The organism is Mesobacillus jeotgali, from assembly GCF_014856545.2.
In the GTDB taxonomy this organism is placed as follows: domain Bacteria; phylum Bacillota; class Bacilli; order Bacillales; family Cytobacillaceae; genus Mesobacillus.
Genome location: NZ_CP109811.1, coordinates 1,408,162 through 1,423,322, shown reverse-complemented (window position 1 = coordinate 1,423,322; position 15,161 = coordinate 1,408,162). Strand labels below are relative to the sequence as shown.

16 protein-coding genes and 1 pseudogene are annotated in these 15,161 nt (G+C 34.4%); 4 read left to right on the top strand and 13 right to left on the bottom strand.

Going from position 1 to position 15,161, the window contains the following annotated elements; translation table 11 throughout:
* The first annotated feature begins 2 nt into the window (after nt 1–2).
* Nucleotides 3–2,897 carry a helix-turn-helix domain-containing protein gene (locus tag FOF60_RS07040; protein WP_192473784.1) on the top strand — a complete coding sequence of 965 codons (2,895 nt, stop codon included), beginning with the start codon at nt 3–5 and terminating at the stop codon, nt 2,895–2,897.
* A gap of 10 nt (nt 2,898–2,907) precedes the next feature.
* Nucleotides 2,908–3,315 carry a hypothetical protein gene (locus FOF60_RS07035; RefSeq protein ID WP_264647654.1) on the top strand — a complete coding sequence of 136 codons (408 nt, stop codon included), beginning with the start codon at nt 2,908–2,910 and terminating at the stop codon, nt 3,313–3,315.
* On the opposite strand, the gene FOF60_RS07030 is transcribed toward FOF60_RS07035, so the two are convergent.
* From FOF60_RS07030 to FOF60_RS07015, 4 genes are read right to left on the bottom strand one after another with little or no spacing between them, the layout of a single operon-like run.
* The gene (locus FOF60_RS07030; RefSeq protein WP_225650529.1) at nt 3,276–3,491 is read right to left on the bottom strand and encodes a DUF5348 domain-containing protein; all 216 of its coding nucleotides are present in this window, start codon (nt 3,489–3,491) and stop codon (nt 3,276–3,278) included. The two genes, FOF60_RS07035 and FOF60_RS07030, sit on opposite strands and share 40 nt — an antisense overlap.
* Before the next feature lie 17 nt (nt 3,492–3,508).
* Nucleotides 3,509–4,309, bottom strand: a complete 801-nt coding sequence (locus tag FOF60_RS07025) for an ExeA family protein (protein WP_192473828.1) — start codon at nt 4,307–4,309, stop codon at nt 3,509–3,511.
* Nucleotides 4,302–5,657 (bottom strand): DDE-type integrase/transposase/recombinase, encoded by a 1,356-nt coding sequence (locus FOF60_RS07020; protein WP_192473827.1) that lies wholly within the window; start codon nt 5,655–5,657, stop codon nt 4,302–4,304. Before FOF60_RS07020 ends, FOF60_RS07025 begins: the two co-directional genes overlap by 8 nt.
* A gap of 44 nt (nt 5,658–5,701) precedes the next feature.
* On the bottom strand, nt 5,702–6,232 hold the full coding sequence (locus FOF60_RS07015; RefSeq protein ID WP_225650527.1) for a DUF6431 domain-containing protein: 531 nt from the start codon (nt 6,230–6,232) through the stop codon (nt 5,702–5,704).
* Between the two features lie 333 nt (nt 6,233–6,565).
* Here FOF60_RS07015 and FOF60_RS07010 point away from each other — a divergent pair, with 333 nt between their 5' ends.
* Nucleotides 6,566–7,807 (top strand): site-specific integrase, encoded by a 1,242-nt coding sequence (locus FOF60_RS07010; protein WP_225650515.1) that lies wholly within the window; start codon nt 6,566–6,568, stop codon nt 7,805–7,807.
* Nucleotides 7,800–8,498, top strand: a complete 699-nt coding sequence (locus FOF60_RS07005) for a hypothetical protein (protein ID WP_192473734.1) — start codon at nt 7,800–7,802, stop codon at nt 8,496–8,498. The genes FOF60_RS07010 and FOF60_RS07005 overlap by 8 nt, the downstream gene beginning before the upstream one ends.
* 161 nt (nt 8,499–8,659) lie before the next feature.
* Here the strand turns inward: FOF60_RS07005 and FOF60_RS07000 are convergent, their stop codons facing one another.
* The 9 genes and pseudogenes from FOF60_RS07000 to FOF60_RS06965 form a co-directional block, all read right to left on the bottom strand.
* Nucleotides 8,660–9,118 (bottom strand): putative iron-sulfur cluster-binding metallochaperone, encoded by a 459-nt coding sequence (locus FOF60_RS07000; protein WP_192473733.1) that lies wholly within the window; start codon nt 9,116–9,118, stop codon nt 8,660–8,662.
* A 43-nt stretch (nt 9,119–9,161) separates the two neighbouring features.
* Entirely contained in the window at nt 9,162–9,557 is a 396-nt protein-coding gene (merR, locus tag FOF60_RS06995) for a mercury resistance transcriptional regulator MerR (RefSeq protein WP_192473732.1), read from the bottom strand.
* A 94-nt stretch (nt 9,558–9,651) separates the two neighbouring features.
* On the bottom strand, nt 9,652–10,272 hold the full coding sequence (locus FOF60_RS06990; RefSeq protein ID WP_192473731.1) for a class I SAM-dependent methyltransferase: 621 nt from the start codon (nt 10,270–10,272) through the stop codon (nt 9,652–9,654).
* A 162-nt stretch (nt 10,273–10,434) separates the two neighbouring features.
* Nucleotides 10,435–12,567: a heavy metal translocating P-type ATPase gene (locus FOF60_RS06985; protein WP_192473730.1), complete on the bottom strand. Its 2,133-nt coding sequence runs from the start codon at nt 12,565–12,567 to the stop codon at nt 10,435–10,437.
* Nucleotides 12,560–12,928 (bottom strand): ArsR/SmtB family transcription factor, encoded by a 369-nt coding sequence (locus FOF60_RS06980; RefSeq protein ID WP_192473729.1) that lies wholly within the window; start codon nt 12,926–12,928, stop codon nt 12,560–12,562. Before FOF60_RS06980 ends, FOF60_RS06985 begins: the two co-directional genes overlap by 8 nt.
* 171 nt (nt 12,929–13,099) lie before the next feature.
* Nucleotides 13,100–13,756 (bottom strand): CadD family cadmium resistance transporter, encoded by a 657-nt coding sequence (locus FOF60_RS06975; protein WP_192473728.1) that lies wholly within the window; start codon nt 13,754–13,756, stop codon nt 13,100–13,102.
* Between the two features lie 537 nt (nt 13,757–14,293).
* A pseudogene (locus FOF60_RS24560) lies at nt 14,294–14,368 on the bottom strand (hypothetical protein); the annotation flags it as partial.
* Nucleotides 14,334–14,534, bottom strand: a complete 201-nt coding sequence (locus FOF60_RS06970; protein ID WP_192473727.1) for a hypothetical protein — start codon at nt 14,532–14,534, stop codon at nt 14,334–14,336. The gene FOF60_RS06970 and the pseudogene FOF60_RS24560, both read right to left, overlap by 35 nt.
* Nucleotides 14,535–14,807: 273 nt before the next feature.
* Nucleotides 14,808–15,128 carry a hypothetical protein gene (locus tag FOF60_RS06965; protein ID WP_192473726.1) on the bottom strand — a complete coding sequence of 107 codons (321 nt, stop codon included), beginning with the start codon at nt 15,126–15,128 and terminating at the stop codon, nt 14,808–14,810.
* Nucleotides 15,129–15,161: the final 33 nt, after the last annotated feature.

The window sequence follows — 15,161 nt, the reverse complement described above, 5'->3', positions numbered from 1 at the left end:
GAATGGCCGAAAAAACAGATTATGTTACAAAGACAGAACTTGCAAGATGGCTTAATGTTAGTCATAGCACTGTTATAAGATGGATAAACGAAGGAAAAATACCATCCATTATACAAATAAATAATAAGTCTCTTATTCCAATAGAATCAATCCCATTAATTAAGAAGAATATTGGATATATAGATACAGATTTGTATATGGAAAAGAGTGAGTTTATCAAGTTATTTAAAATAAGTGACGAAACGTTCCAAAACTGGGTAAAAAAAGGATGGATTAAAGACAAGGTGGAGTATGGTAGAAAAGCATACATCCCCCTTAATTCGTTAAATGAGATAAAAAGGATAACAGGTTTTGTTAATGAGGATAATTATCTTACTATTAAACAATTAGCAAGTATTCTAAATATATCCATAGAAAAAATCTGGAGATATATTAACAGTGGGTTAATTAATGGTCAAATGTATAAAGATAGATACTTAATATATTCTAATTCTTTAATGGAAATTAAGAACAATATTGGGTATAACGATGATTATGATAAAAATCATTATTTCCATCCAAATAAAGTGAAAGAGATCTTGGGTGTCAATTTTGATTTTCGAAAATTGAAATCAAAAATTCCACATATTTTACATTTAGGTAAACCTTATATTCATAGAAAGGATTTTAAAATAATTAAGAATCTTATAGACCAACTTGAGATGAAAAAGGACCTTAAACTGACCCAGAATCATAGAGATGTACCTAACACTAAAAAAGATATTAAATTACTACCTAACAACACAGACTGCTTATTAAATCATTCAGTACCTCCTGTTACACTTGATGGATATATTGGAGCGACTGAGGCAGCAGAAATATTACAAATTAGCAAAGCAACTCTAACATCTCTTTTAAAAAATGACACAATTAAAGGAGCATTAAAAATATCTACAGTTGGAAAGCAAAAAATCTGGATGATTCCAAAGAATTCCGTTGAAGAATTTAATAAAAATCGACTTTCCTTTTTATACAAAGATGGTTCTGGTAATTATGATATAACTGATTCTTTTACTGTAAAACAAGTATCTGAAAAGTTAGGCTTAACAGCATCTTATGTTCGTCAGAAAATGGATTTAGAAAAATGGTTTCCGAATGCATATAAAATAAGCAGTACAATTTACGTACCCGTTAAAGATTTTGATCATTTTTATGAAATCCGAAGCAAAACGGAAAAGGAAGCGAACGATTATATCTATACAAACAAGGAAGCATTAAAAGAGCTTTTAAATTACTTAGATTCCAATCCACTGCCGCCAAATCTTATGGAAACAACAAATTTATACATTGAGTTTTGTAAAATCCAATTTAGTAAATTAAGGGGAAATCCAAAACATATCCGAACAGTTTTCAATTACTATAAATCAGTTTTTGGAATCCTAACCCATCTTAAAAAAAATATCTATGAGGTTGGGGTCAAGTCTATAGATTGGATTATTACAAAACTATTAACTAATGAACATAAACAACGTATTTTCATACAGTTTTATAATTATAGTTATTCTGCGAAGGATTTATCAGTACCAAAAAAATATGTTGTATCTAAAGTGAAGAAAACGGAAGAACAAAAAGATATCTATCCTCCGGAAGTTTTTAATGATTACTATAATTATGTAAAAGATAACAAATTACATATTCCTAATGCTATTAGTAATCAGAACTATGCAAATATGTGGGTGTTTACAATAATGCACCTTACAAATGTGTGGAGACCCTCAGACGTTGTTTACAATACCCCTCATATAGATTTAGATTCTATTCGGGTTCATTCATTTGAATGGTTTGAGAATAATACACTAACAATTACACAAAGCCAAAAGATCATTAATCAACTATATATATTTTTCAAGTCAATAAAGACAAGTAAAACTAATGTCTTCGTTACTTTTTTAGTTGAACCGGATTTAGTTGAGCCATTGGCAACTGCTTTGGTAATTTCGGAATTACATAGGCAGAAGAAAAAGAATAAATACCTTTTACAAACATTTATTGTAGGTACAAAGATTAAATCTGTAGTTACAAGTGGAAGTGAATTACATCATGAGTTTTTTAATTTTAAACCAACCCTTAAATCGTTTAAGAGCTTAAAATTTATTAATAGTACCATGACGTACTTGTTTTACAGTATCACTGAGGAAGACGATAAGGATTCTGATCTTTCATTGGAACTTACTCAGAGAGTTCGATCCCATAACAACCCAGAGACTACCGCAATATATGTTCAAGCAACAAATAATGATGGAAGCTTAAACAAGGTCTCTTTAAACCTATTTCGAAGAGGTCATTTCGGATGGCTCTATAATTATTTAATTTTGTTAGCTACAGAAAAACACAACGTACCCCATACAATGGCAGAAAGAACTAGTTTAATTACTTCATTAAGAAGTGAAATAGGACCACTAGAAACTGAAAGATGGTCTCGATTTCTATTACAGATAAGAGAAAAACGAAGCTCAGTTATATCAAGGTTAGTTAAACTAAGTAAGGAATCTTTGACTGAAACATTAGTTAAGGTTTTTAAAGGTGAAATGCCATCTAAAATAGAAAATGCACAATGTCTTTCATCTCCTACCTGTGAATATCCAAGATTGAATTCATGTTATTCATGTCCAAACATCATCCCCAAAAATTATTTGTTTATTGAATTAAGTAGTGAATTTTATAGACTGATAAATTCAATAGAAACAACAAGTCATGAAGCTATTAGGAAGAAAGATTCTTACTTTTTAATGCATTTATTATTACTACTCGATGAAGGTATAAGTTTTTTGGGGGTTGATTATATAAACTCGTTTATCCAAATTGATGATGTTCGAAAAAAACTAGGTAACTTAGCTGAAAAAATATTTATTGATTAAGGAGAGTATCGTGGAAATAAAACTTTCTCAGAAGTTACATGGTAACTCAGTATTAAGTGTAGTTGAACAGGTGGAATATAAACAATTCGATTTAGAGATATATGAAAATTCCTTTTTAACTCTGAAGAAGAAAGGGTATATCGCGGCTGACACTTTTAATGACCGCACTTGGATAATGCCATGTGAAATAAAGGCAAACAACTTTGAATTAATATTCGACTTTGAGGTATTCAGCGAGTTAAATTTAGCAGTTAAAGCATTTATTGCTGTTAATGACGTTCTACAATGTCCGGAAATTGATGGTACTAATTGTCCGAAAACTGACGGATTTCCTGTCCAAAATGAAAAGGGAGGCAGTTTTCCTGCTTCCCAACGATTTTACAAGTCAACTTGGTACGTCTCGTTTTTCTTAAGATAGAACTTTACGTCGTTACGACCAGTGAAAATATACCAATCCCTACCCAGTTCCAGACGGCAGGAAAGAGTCTTGCCATTACCTAGATGAAGATCAAACCATTCTCCACATCGCATCTTATAACCAGCATTGTCCCCCCAAAATACAACCCAACAATCCAACTCTTCATTGTAATTCATTTCTTTCCAACGGCTTTTCATGAAAGTTCACCCTGGATGACTTGCTTGATCATATGGTCGTCAATGATCCTTCGGCCATTTTGTGAGCCATAGAGTAGACTATGCGTGCAGAGTTTATCTATGAGCCTTGCGGCACCACCAGAAAACCGATGGATTTCATCGAGAGCCCCGTCAGAGAATATTGGTTGGTCAACTCCGGCATAACGAAGGTGCCTAGAAACATATTCTTCAACTTGGGCACGATCGAGATGTCCTAGCTGAAATTGGATATCGATTCTTTGGCGTATGGCTGCGTATGATTGGAGCCGAAGTCGATCCCATAATTCACTTTGACCGACAAGGATAAGCGCCATCGGGCTTTGCGAATCCATTTTGAAGTTCAGTAGGAAACGAACCTCTTCAAGCATTTCACGGTCCAGAAGATGGGCTTCATCCACTACCACCACAGGTTGTAGCCCTCGTATGCCTTTCATTAATTCAATCTCACGATGAAGCTGCCGTTTTGCATCTCCCCGGTAAAACTTCGCTTCGGAGCCTAACTGTTCCAGAAGACCTTTGTAAAAATGCCGAGGTGTTAACTTAGAGTCAGACAGGTAAAGGATATGGAATTTCCTTTTATCCAATTTGTCCACAAACTTACGGATGGTCGTAGTCTTTCCAGTACCACTATCCCCACTCAGAACGGCGAAAAGCTGTCTTTCAGCTGTGTACTTCAGCCTTCCAAGGATTTCTTGCATCATCGAGGAATCATACAATTGATCAGTCGGAAGATCTCTGGCGAAAGGTGTGTAATCCATTTCATAGAAGGCTTCAAACACGAGAATCATCCTCCTTCCAAACGGCACGGAAGGTCACGGCAGGTTTCTGTTCAGTTTGACGTTCCTGGTTCTTTCGTTCAGCTGCCTTTAATAGTCTTGAAGATTCTACATCCTGCACCTGCAGGTGCTCAGGTAATGCAGGACGCTTCCCAGCTCTTTCCCCAATGACCAGCTTCTTGGCTTTCCATGGAATATGACCCTCGAACTCAATGGTTAGCTCCTCGATATTCGCAGGGTCATAAACAACTTCAACCTGTCGTCCAATGAATGTCAGGCCCACCTCATATTTTTGATCCATGAAACTGATGCATCCTGATTTATCAACTTTCCTCGTTTCACAATGGAGAAATGCATTACTCAACGTATCCGGATCGATGAACCGAATCGCTTTCTTATCTGAACGAAATGCCGTTTCCGGGCTGATTTTCTCCCCAAGTGCAGAATGAGGCTTATTCTGATAACACTCTGTCAGCCACACTTGGAAAAGCTCATTCAGACGATCAAGTGTATTGGGTTTTTCGATGACAGCCTCACTTATGAATGAATCTATTACTCTGTTAAAGCGTTCAATTTTCCCTTTTGATTCAGCTGAGTATGGCCTTGTGTATGTAAGGCGGGTGCCTATTTTTGAGCAGGTACGCGACATCCATTTGGTTCGATATTGCTTTCCATTATCAAAATAAACAGCTTCTGGAACACCATACTTTTGTATGGCCTGCCGAAAGGCATCTTCAATGATCCTTGAATCCAAAGTAGGGTAGAAAGCTGCGTGAAGCACAAATCTGGTGGCGTCGTCGATAAAGGCGACAAGATATACTTGTTTCTTCATTCCATTCGGACCAATTGGCAGGTAAGGGCCATACTTGATATCTGATTGCCAGAGTTGGTTGCGATGTCGCTTCTGAAATCTCCTGGCAGCTACTCCTGTCTGGGAGTAGAGTCGCATATGCCGTGTGCTGTAACCTTTTTCAGTGAGCTTTTCCTGGAGCGTTGACCTTTTGATCTGCCCTGGTTCAGCCAACCCTTCCCACTCGAGTATCTGTATGATTTGAGCCACGCTCCGGCTCGGCACTTCCTTACGCAGAAGGATTGCCTGTTCCAATAAATGAGGAGGGATAGCCTCAGACTTTTGAGCACCTTTTCTTCCTTGCGGCTTTAGTCCTCCAAACCCATCTACCTGAAATTGAGCCAAATATCGCCTGATGGTTCTTTCAGAAAGACCGCTAGCCTTCGCTATCTGGTCTCTTAACTCCTTTACTTTCCCAGCGTCAAGCCCCTCTGCCAATAAAGGGGATATCAGCTGAAAACGCTGCACTGCCAATTCTTCTGATTTCTTATGATCACTCATGATACATTCTCCTCTCTGTGTCTATCACGAGTGTAAATCAGGTTCTATTGGACAATGAATGCGGAACGGGTGTGTAACCATAAATTTATATTTGCGATGGGCCGGACAATTCTTGTCAGCCATCCATTGGCATCTCCTACCAAGCGTCCTATCCTTTGAAGTGCGGTCCCTGAACATTTGGACGTAACATCCTGGGGGATCTTTCCCTGGTTGGTCCTGATCATGATGGAGTTCAAACAGCCGATCCAATAATCCATTAATTGATGAAACCAACCGTGCCATCTTGAAAGAGTGGAATCTTCGGCAGCAACAATGTGGGTGGATGGGTTCGTAAGAACGTCTTCGATACATTCAGCCTCATAGCGTTTATAAGGAATCAATAAATCTGGAAGTTCATGATGGATGGTCTGACAATTGGTGCACTGCATTCTTCGGATGTTATATGTTTTACTCTGACCTGTATGATCCTTGGCTTTTCGATTCTTTGTACCTCTAACCAACATGTCTTTACCACAGCAAGGGGAAGGGATCCTCCCCGCACCCCTAACTAAAAACTCCAGTAAGAGTGTTTTCAATCAGCTGATAATCTGATACAATAACCATATACTTTTTTGTGGGACGTCTCCTGTATAACTGTTGGCGCAGTTATACATTATGGGGGACGTCTTTTCCTTTCTCCAGAATAAATGTCGAAATGTTTCGAATTATATACGGACATTATAATCGACTAATTCTGGACAGGCAATACCGTCAACTTTCGGAAATTTAAGGATGTCAAAAACATTATTGCTTTAAGGCGAATATCTGGGGTCAATGCTCACAAGTGTTATGATGAACTTCAAATACTCAAAAAATCAATACTATTATCACAAGGGTTTAAACACATTGATAAACTAAAAGAAATGTTTTTGCCACTTTCAGGACCACGTGCTTACTCTGTTTCAAATGTTTTAAAAAATTTTATTGGGTTTTATATCTGTGAGGAAAAAAATGATATTTTAGCAATTTGTGAAACGATACCTTTTGAAAAGTTTGGAAACAGGAATTTACCTAACTTTCATGATGTTTTGATTTTTAATGACATTGTAAATGACTTTTTTCAGACAAAACCTATTGAAGCAACACTTAAATATATGCCTATTATGATATGGTGGTTAACTACAAATGTATTACCAATGAGACCAAACGAACTACTCTTAATGAAAGTAGATTGCCTTGATCAAAAAAACGATGGTAGCACATGGCTAAAGGTTCCAAGAATTAAAAATGAACAAGACTCACCCGATAAAACAATTATATACGAACCTATACAAATTGATAATAAAACCTATCAACTCATTACTTTTTATAAAATTAAGTTAGTTGAATTAGATATCGAGGATGAATATTTGTTCCCAAGAGATTTTTATCTGTTGTATAGAAAAAAACGAAAATCTCAGGCTTTTAAAAGGATGACATTATACAATTTCGAGTATTTATTACAAGAATTTTATAATGAAGTGGTAGAAAAAATTTACGCAGAAAGAAACCTCGAAAGAGTTAAGCCGGGAGATACAAGACATTTCGCAATAATAAATATGTTTCTTCAAGGATTCAACATGCTTTCAATTGCAAGAATGGCCGGACATGACGTTATTGCTACACAAGAAAATTACTATTCCCATGCTGTTCATTTCTCCCAATCTTATGTTTATTTATTGGCGCAAAAAATTTTGGAGAGAAAAGTATCCGAACCAATGTCGTACGGATTTATCGGCTGGAGACGTGAAGCATATGATAGAGGTAAGATTTATAATGAACATGATACCACAAACTTTTTAATAGTAGACTTTGGATATTGTAAGGAGGCACCTCATTTATTCCCTAATACCTGTATTGAGGATTGTAGAATGTGTGATAACTATGTTTTTAAACCTAATTTATCAGAGTATGAGGAAGGGATTAAATGGCTTGAAGATTATTCTGATTTACTCAATCAACGAATCAATGAGATCCTACTATTAATGAAGGAACAATGTAGTTCCTTAGATATTTCAAGACATCCTAACTCTAAAGAAATATTAAAAACAAATTCTATGAAGTTAGTACAATACATGGATCATAAAGCAATAATTGATTCTAGATTAATGGAGGAACAGAGATATGAGTAAAAATAAATCAGCTAGTAATGAATCTAAAAAGGAAAGAGGACGACCTTCCAGTTATACTGATGTCGAACTTAAAGAAATAGCTTTAGAAATTAAAAATAAATTTAAAGGTCAAAAGTTAACCTATCTGTTACTGGAAAAACAAACAGGTATCGGCAGGAATACTTGGAGTAGACGTATTCCAGAAACCATCGAAGAACTGAACAAACCGATTAAACGACCTTTAGGATTAACCGAAAAGGATGAGGTATACTTTCCAAATATCGAACAAATTTTTGATATATATAAAAACGATAAAAACAAAATTATTAATGAGCTTCACTACATTGAAACTGCATTTTATGAGCTTTATAATGAGGTAAGGAAATACAAAGAAGCACTTGATAATTCAAAAGACATGAATGAGGAAATAAAAATTAAGGACGAAGAAATAAAACAGTTGAAAGAACAAGTTAAGCATTATGAACATCTATATAATAGTCAGATGATCTCAAGTGCCTTTTCACACTTGAGAGACGAAAAAAACCTAAAAGATAATCTAATTAAATTCGACCATACTAATAAGAACCATTCTACTCTCGAAAACTTAGATACTTTCTTCAAAGTGACTGAAACAGCCCCAGAAACACAATGTCAAAAAAATAATAACCTTTCAACTATGGAGAATAGATTTAGCAATATTTTTAAAAAATAAATATAGGTTATTGTATAGTGACAAGAAAGGTATTTAATCTTAAAATCTCAAACACGCATAACCCCGTTCTAATTTTCCGACGGGGTTAAAATAAAGTTGTTTAAATCTAAGTATACTATACAATCGCTCCCTTTCCTTTCGTTAAGTATATATAGATTAGGTTAGGTTAGTTCTTTGATATAGCTTGTAACATTTGCCAAGCAACAACTACCTTGAGGGTTATTCACATCACAACCACATCGGTTTTCCTTTATGTTCTCTCGAATATGTTCTACTGGATTAGGAGTAAGGCCTTTTTCTACGTATTCCTTTATTTTCTCTTTTGTCCAATCAAAACAATAACAAATTGGTGTAGTTACTGAGGCATCTTTTTGATGAACGGCCACCTTTATGTCAGATACAAAGTACTCTTTATAATTCGTATCAAAATAGACTACATCACAATCTTTGGTTGAACAAAAATAGTGATTTTCTTTAGCATTTAATGTTTCTAATGCAGATGGTTTAAGCATTGATTTTAATGTTATCAACTTTACATTTTTAGATCTATTTTTACAAGATGGACACTTTACAACATTTTCATTTTTAATTTCTTTAGTGTTATTACAACAATCTGACATCCTTCTCCCACCTTATTATGATACATATTTTGTGCTATCTTTTCTAATTCATCAAAGTTTCAATAATAGGACATTCATTTAGAGATTTTTCATCAGGACAACAATCTTTTAAATTAATTAGCATGTGTTCGATTCTTTTTAAATCCTTAATTTTCTTTTGAACTTCATCAATTTTATGAACAACAAAATCATACATATCCTTACATCGTTCGTCGTCTTTATCAACAACTCCAAGTAGTTTATCGATCTCGGCTAAAGAAAAACCTAAATCTTGCATTCGTTTAATAAATTGTAGGCGTTCCACAGACTCTTCTGGATACATCCTATATCCAGCTTTTGTCCGAGAAGGTTCCGAAAGGAGACCCAATCTTTCGTAATATCTTATCGTTTCTTTATTGACCCCACACCTTTCTGCAAGTTCACTAATGCGATATTTCATTTCATTCACCTCAGATAAATTATAAACCCTGTACCATAGTACAGGGTAAAGAGTAAAAAGTAATTTTGAAATTTTTAATTTGCTCAAAACATAATCAACTAACTTTACTAATTATTATTTTTCTGTACATTCCATTCATCATTACATTTTTATCTTCGTTTATCATTAGATTTATATTATTTCTACGGTACAGATCTTCAAAATTCAATCCAATATCTGTTCCTAATACTTTTATTAGTGGTCTAAGAAGCTTTTTTGAAAAAGATAATTTATGTTCTTCAGATACGAATTTGTCAAAAATAATTATTTTGCCTCCTTTTCTTAAAACCCTCGTCATTTCTGTTAAACACTTATCTGCATCAGGCACTACAGAAAGAATTAAACTAGCAACTACATAATCAAATGTCTCATTATCAAACTCCATATTTTGAGCATCCATTTCTAAGAATTTAATAGGTGAATTTTTAAATTTCGCACTTGCCTTTTTAAGCATATCAGGTGAAAAATCAATTGCCGTTATATCTAAATCTGATTGAGTTATTAACTCTAAATCAGCACCTGTTCCTACACCAACAAAAAGTACCTTTTGATTACTATGAAAGGGGATATCTAGAAATATTTGTCTACGTGCATTTAAAAAAACACCCGAATTAAAAATCTTATCATAAATTGGAGACCAAATTTTATAAATCACTCGATTCCAAGAATTATTCATTATCTTCACTTCCGAAAAACTGAATATAAATATTTTTTAAAAGTACCCATTTTTTAGAACAAGAAGGGCGAAAAATCACATTGAAGCATCGTACCTTTTAATTCAGTAAGAAATCATATAAAGGGATAATAAAACCATTATCCCTTTATATGAAACATTATTTTATTCTTTAACTTTTAATAATCGTAAGCTGTTTAAAGTTACAAGCAATGTTGCCCCCATATCGGCAAAAATAGCTATCCATAATGTTAACCAACCCGGTACAACTAAAAGTAAAGCTATAGCTTTAACTACTAGAGAGAAAGTAATATTTTGCTTAATGGTTCTCAATGCTTTTCGACTTAGTTTCATCGTAAATGGCAATTTACTTAAATCATCGGACATTAAAGCAATATCGGCTGTTTCAAGAGCAGTATCCGTTCCGGCCCCACCCATTGCAACTCCAACAGTGGATGCCGCAAGAGCTGGTGCATCATTTACTCCATCTCCAACCATCGCCACACTATGATACTTTTCGCGAAGTTGTTTAATATAGTTTAATTTATCCTCTGGAAGCAAATCGGCTTTAATGTCCGATACACCAACTTCTTTTCCAATTGCTTCTGCTGTACGTTGGTTATCACCAGTAAGCATAACAGTTTTTTCAATTCCTAGTTGATGAAGTTTTTGAATAACTTCTTTAGATGTTTTTCTTACTTGATCAGCCACAGCAATTAAACAGAGAATTGCGTTGACGGTTCCAAGAATCATGACCGTTTTTCCTTGTGTTTGTAGGGTTGAAATTTGTTCAGAAATGGTTTTATCTATACCATTTGGAAGAATTTCCTCAAACATACTAGGACTTCCTACATAATACATCTCGTCCTTAACTTTGGCTTTTATACCCTTACCGGTTATAGATTGAAAATCTTCAACAGATACTTCATTATAATTTAATCCGTTTGCTTCTGCTTTTTTCATAATTGCTGAAGCAAGTGGATGTTGAGATCCTTTTTCCAACGCTGCTGTGATGGTCAATAATTCATTTTCATTTCTGCCAAATGTTACGATATCTGTTACTGCTGGAACTCCTTTTGTTAATGTTCCTGTTTTATCAAAAGCAATAACCTTCAATGCACCGGCTTCTTCTAAGTGGATTCCACCTTTGATTAAAACACCATTTCTTGCTGCGTTTCCTATTGCGGTCACAACAGAAACAGGCGTAGAAACAACTAATGCACAAGGACAACCAACGACTAGTACGGATAACCCTTGATATATCCATTCGCTCCAATCTCCGCCAAATAATGGTGGGACAATAGCGATTAAAAAGGCTAATACAACAATTGCCGGAGTATAATATTTGGCAAATTTATCAACAAATGCTTGAGAAGGAGCGCGTTCTGCCTGAGCTTCTTCTACTAAATGAATTATTTTCGAAAGAGTAGTATCTTCCACTAATTTAGTTACTTTTACTTCTAATAATCCTTCTTCGTTCAAAGTACCAGCGAATACTTCATCATCAATGGTCTTTGTCACCGGGACAGATTCACCTGTAATCGCAGCTTGGTTTAAGGTAGATGTCCCTTTTACAACGATTCCATCCATAGCCAACTTTTGACCCGGTTTCACGATCATAATGTCGCCTACTTGAATGTCATCAACGCTAATCATTAACTCTTGACTTCCACGTCGTATTAAAGCTTCCTTTGGAGCTATATCCATCAAGGACTCAATGGATTGACGAGCTTTGTCCATAGAATAGCGTTCTAAGGCTTCACTAATGGCAAAGAGAATAACAACTGTTGCTCCTTCTCCCCATTCACCAATTAATGCAGCCCCAATAATAGCAATTGTCATAAGAGTATTCATATCGAACTTAAATCTGCTTAGATTTTTAAAGCCTTTAATAAATAAGGAGTAGCCACCAATTAATATAGATGCCCCATATCCGATTGTTGGTACAATATGACCTTCTCCGAGTTGTTCTCCTAATAACCAACTAACGATTAATAATAGGGCTGAAATATACACTTTAATGTTTTCTTTTTGCTTCCAAAAAGGTTCACGTTCTACTTTTTGTGCTTTTTCATCTCGTAATTTTAAATTATCAAAAGCTCCTGCTTTTTCAAGCGCTTCAACCGTTGTATTTCCTACAACTGTTATTTTAGCAGCACCAAAATTAACTTGTGCATTCAAAACGCCATCCAGACGTTTCACGTTCTCTTCGAACGTTTTTGAACAGTCTGCTCAGGTGAGTCCTTGAACTCTGTAAGTTTTAGCTTCTTGGTTGTTTATTTTAGCTTGTTCAGACATTGACTTTCATCTCCTTTTTATGAGCTAATGCAATAACCATTAACTGTCTAATATGTTCATCATCAAGCGAATAAAAGGCTAGTTTGCCTTCTTTTCGGTATTTTACAATCCCTTGTTTATGAAGGGTCCTTAAATGGTGAGATGTCGTTGCAACAGTAGCCCCAATGATATTAGCTACATCACACACACAAAGCTCTTCATCTTGACATAATGCATAGGAAATTTTTGCCCTATTTTCATCTGCAAGTGCTTTAAATAATTGAGAAACACTAGATATATCTTCTTTTTGCATCTCACCTTGTATTCGTTTGACTTTTGCTTCGTCATAACAATAAATATCACAAGTATCTTTCTTACTCATAACTCATTATCCCTCCTTTTATTCAAGTGTACGTTTGAATATATTATATATTATTACCCTGACATTATTCAAATAATTATTGAATAATGGACCAAAAAAATAAAGTAACCCAATAAATTCCATATCAAGTCAACATATCAGCAAATGATCATAACGATCAAAACTGTTACATTATTTAAATAGATTTATCAAAGAAGTAAATAGTTCATTTTCTAGCATGATATATATTCCCAATCCTATAAATACAATTGGAATAATCCATCGCCCGTATTTCTCAAGTGTTTCAGAAACAAATCTGAATCTCGCTAGACGGTAACCCAGTAAACACCAAATTGCAACCATTATAAAGAATGTAACTACAGTAATAATTAATTGATTTGTTTCTAACGTTGAAAAAATCGGAACATAAATTCCAATATTGTCTCCACCATTAGCAAAAGTGATAAAGGCTACACTTAAATAAAACTTATTAAATTTGTTTAACCTAGAAAGAATATTATCATCATCATCATCTTCACCTTTGATGAACAATCTAACTCCTAAATACATGGGAATTAGTCCAAGTAAACCAACCCATTGATCAGCAAGGAGCGTTATCCCAAAAGTTGCTAAAAGACTGATTAAAACTAGAAGTGCAAAACCTAGATATTGACCAATTACTATATCTCTTGAGTTAATACGTTTCGAAACCTTGTTAACCGTTAGACCATTACTTGTTTTAGATTGTGACCTTGCCATAGAGAATAACATCATCAAGACAAAAATATCATCAATATTGGTTACAATAAAAGCACCAAGAGCAGAGATGATTATTAAAATTAAATCCACCTGATTCAACCCCTTTATTTTTTATTAATAATTTAATACTCGTTAACATTCAAATATTTATTTGAATGTTAAATTTCATTTTCTATTTTACGTTTACATAAACAAATAGTCAAATGGATATTTGAATAAAGGATAAATTGACATGAAATTAGCGCTTTGAAACTAAAAAAGGGTGATTACCTTCTATTAGGTAATCACCCTCTTTGGTTATGCAACCATTATTTATTATGGACTGTTACTGTAAATACAATGTAACTCTCTGGATTGTCAGGATCATTAAGTTGATTTTTGTTACCTAATTGTCAGAACCCGCACAGTCTATTTCGAGAAGATACTCAATTGGTGCACTATCCACTACACCTTTAGAAGAAGTAGTAGGAGTAAAATTTTATTATTTTTGTACACTTTAAAAACGTAATTAGCAAATTTATGTACACAATTTTATTTATGTACACTTTATTTATTTGTAAAAAACCATTTATATTATTGGAAAGGGATAAAAAATCCAATTATGTGCAAGTCATTTCATGGAGATACCTTTAACTCAGTAATATATTGTTCATTATTAAATGGTTCATCAGATTTGTGTAATAGCATTGGAGAAACGAACAAGATTTTTCACCTCAACAGAAAAGTAACACAATTCCTTTAACCATAGTCCTAGTTTTTTAAATTGCTCCTTCAAAGTTCTAAAAGCTTCTTCAGTATTCTTCTTTATCGCTTCTTCTAATTGTATGATCTTGTTTCTTTCTTCCAAAACCTTTTGTAATTTACTCAATATTTACAGCCCCTTTATTTTTTTAACAAGTAATATTTCGACAAAAAGATTCTATTTCCTGCATTAAGGAAGTAGCCACCTTCTTTGCAGTAGGTAGCACACCGTCCCGATTCATTTCTTTTGCAGCCAAGATCACCGCGCAATTTTAGGAGGTAGGAGGTTTGTACCAGACATACAAGGGGTTTTAGTACAAACCAGAAGTAGAGTGTTCAATTTTAAAAGTAAGCAAAATAAAAAGGAACTGATATAATGTTTTACCCTGTTATGGCTCCCCTAAATCAATTCCCGATAATATAAATTTAACTTGTTCAAATGAATACTCCTTCTATCCTTTTCTTTTTGCTCATTTAACCAATCCCTCATTTCAATATTGACTATATCACCGTAATAAAATTCAGGACTGAAGAGATGAGGAGATGGGGTAAACCATTTTTGAGCATCTTCATCGAGATTATCATAAAAGTCCTTAGTTACCACCATAGGATATTGTACTTCTTTCATTACTTTTGAACACATTTTAGATTTCTTATTTACTGAATCTCCCAACCACACTACATCATTAAACCCAGATCCATTGTATCCTGCCTTTATCATCAATACTCGTCCCCAGGAGAGCCCAATTCCAGC

Excerpts from the sequence above, each read along its gene's own strand:
- FOF60_RS07030 (WP_225650529.1), bottom strand. The coding sequence starts at position 3,491 with ATGAATTACAATGAAGAGTTGGATTGTTGGGTTGTATTTTGGGGGGAC.
- FOF60_RS07020 (WP_192473827.1), bottom strand. The coding sequence starts at position 5,657 with ATGAGTGATCATAAGAAATCAGAAGAATTGGCAGTGCAGCGTTTTCAG.
- FOF60_RS07000 (WP_192473733.1), bottom strand. The coding sequence starts at position 9,118 with ATGTCAGATTGTTGTAATAACACTAAAGAAATTAAAAATGAAAATGTT.
- FOF60_RS07040 (WP_192473784.1), top strand. The coding sequence starts at position 3 with ATGGCCGAAAAAACAGATTATGTTACAAAGACAGAACTTGCAAGATGG.
- FOF60_RS07005 (WP_192473734.1), top strand. The coding sequence starts at position 7,800 with ATGAGTAAAAATAAATCAGCTAGTAATGAATCTAAAAAGGAAAGAGGA.
- merR (WP_192473732.1), bottom strand. The coding sequence starts at position 9,557 with ATGAAATATCGCATTAGTGAACTTGCAGAAAGGTGTGGGGTCAATAAA.
- FOF60_RS06980 (WP_192473729.1), bottom strand. The coding sequence starts at position 12,928 with ATGAGTAAGAAAGATACTTGTGATATTTATTGTTATGACGAAGCAAAA.
- FOF60_RS06965 (WP_192473726.1), bottom strand. The coding sequence starts at position 15,128 with ATGATAAAGGCAGGATACAATGGATCTGGGTTTAATGATGTAGTGTGG.
- FOF60_RS06990 (WP_192473731.1), bottom strand. The coding sequence starts at position 10,272 with ATGAATAATTCTTGGAATCGAGTGATTTATAAAATTTGGTCTCCAATT.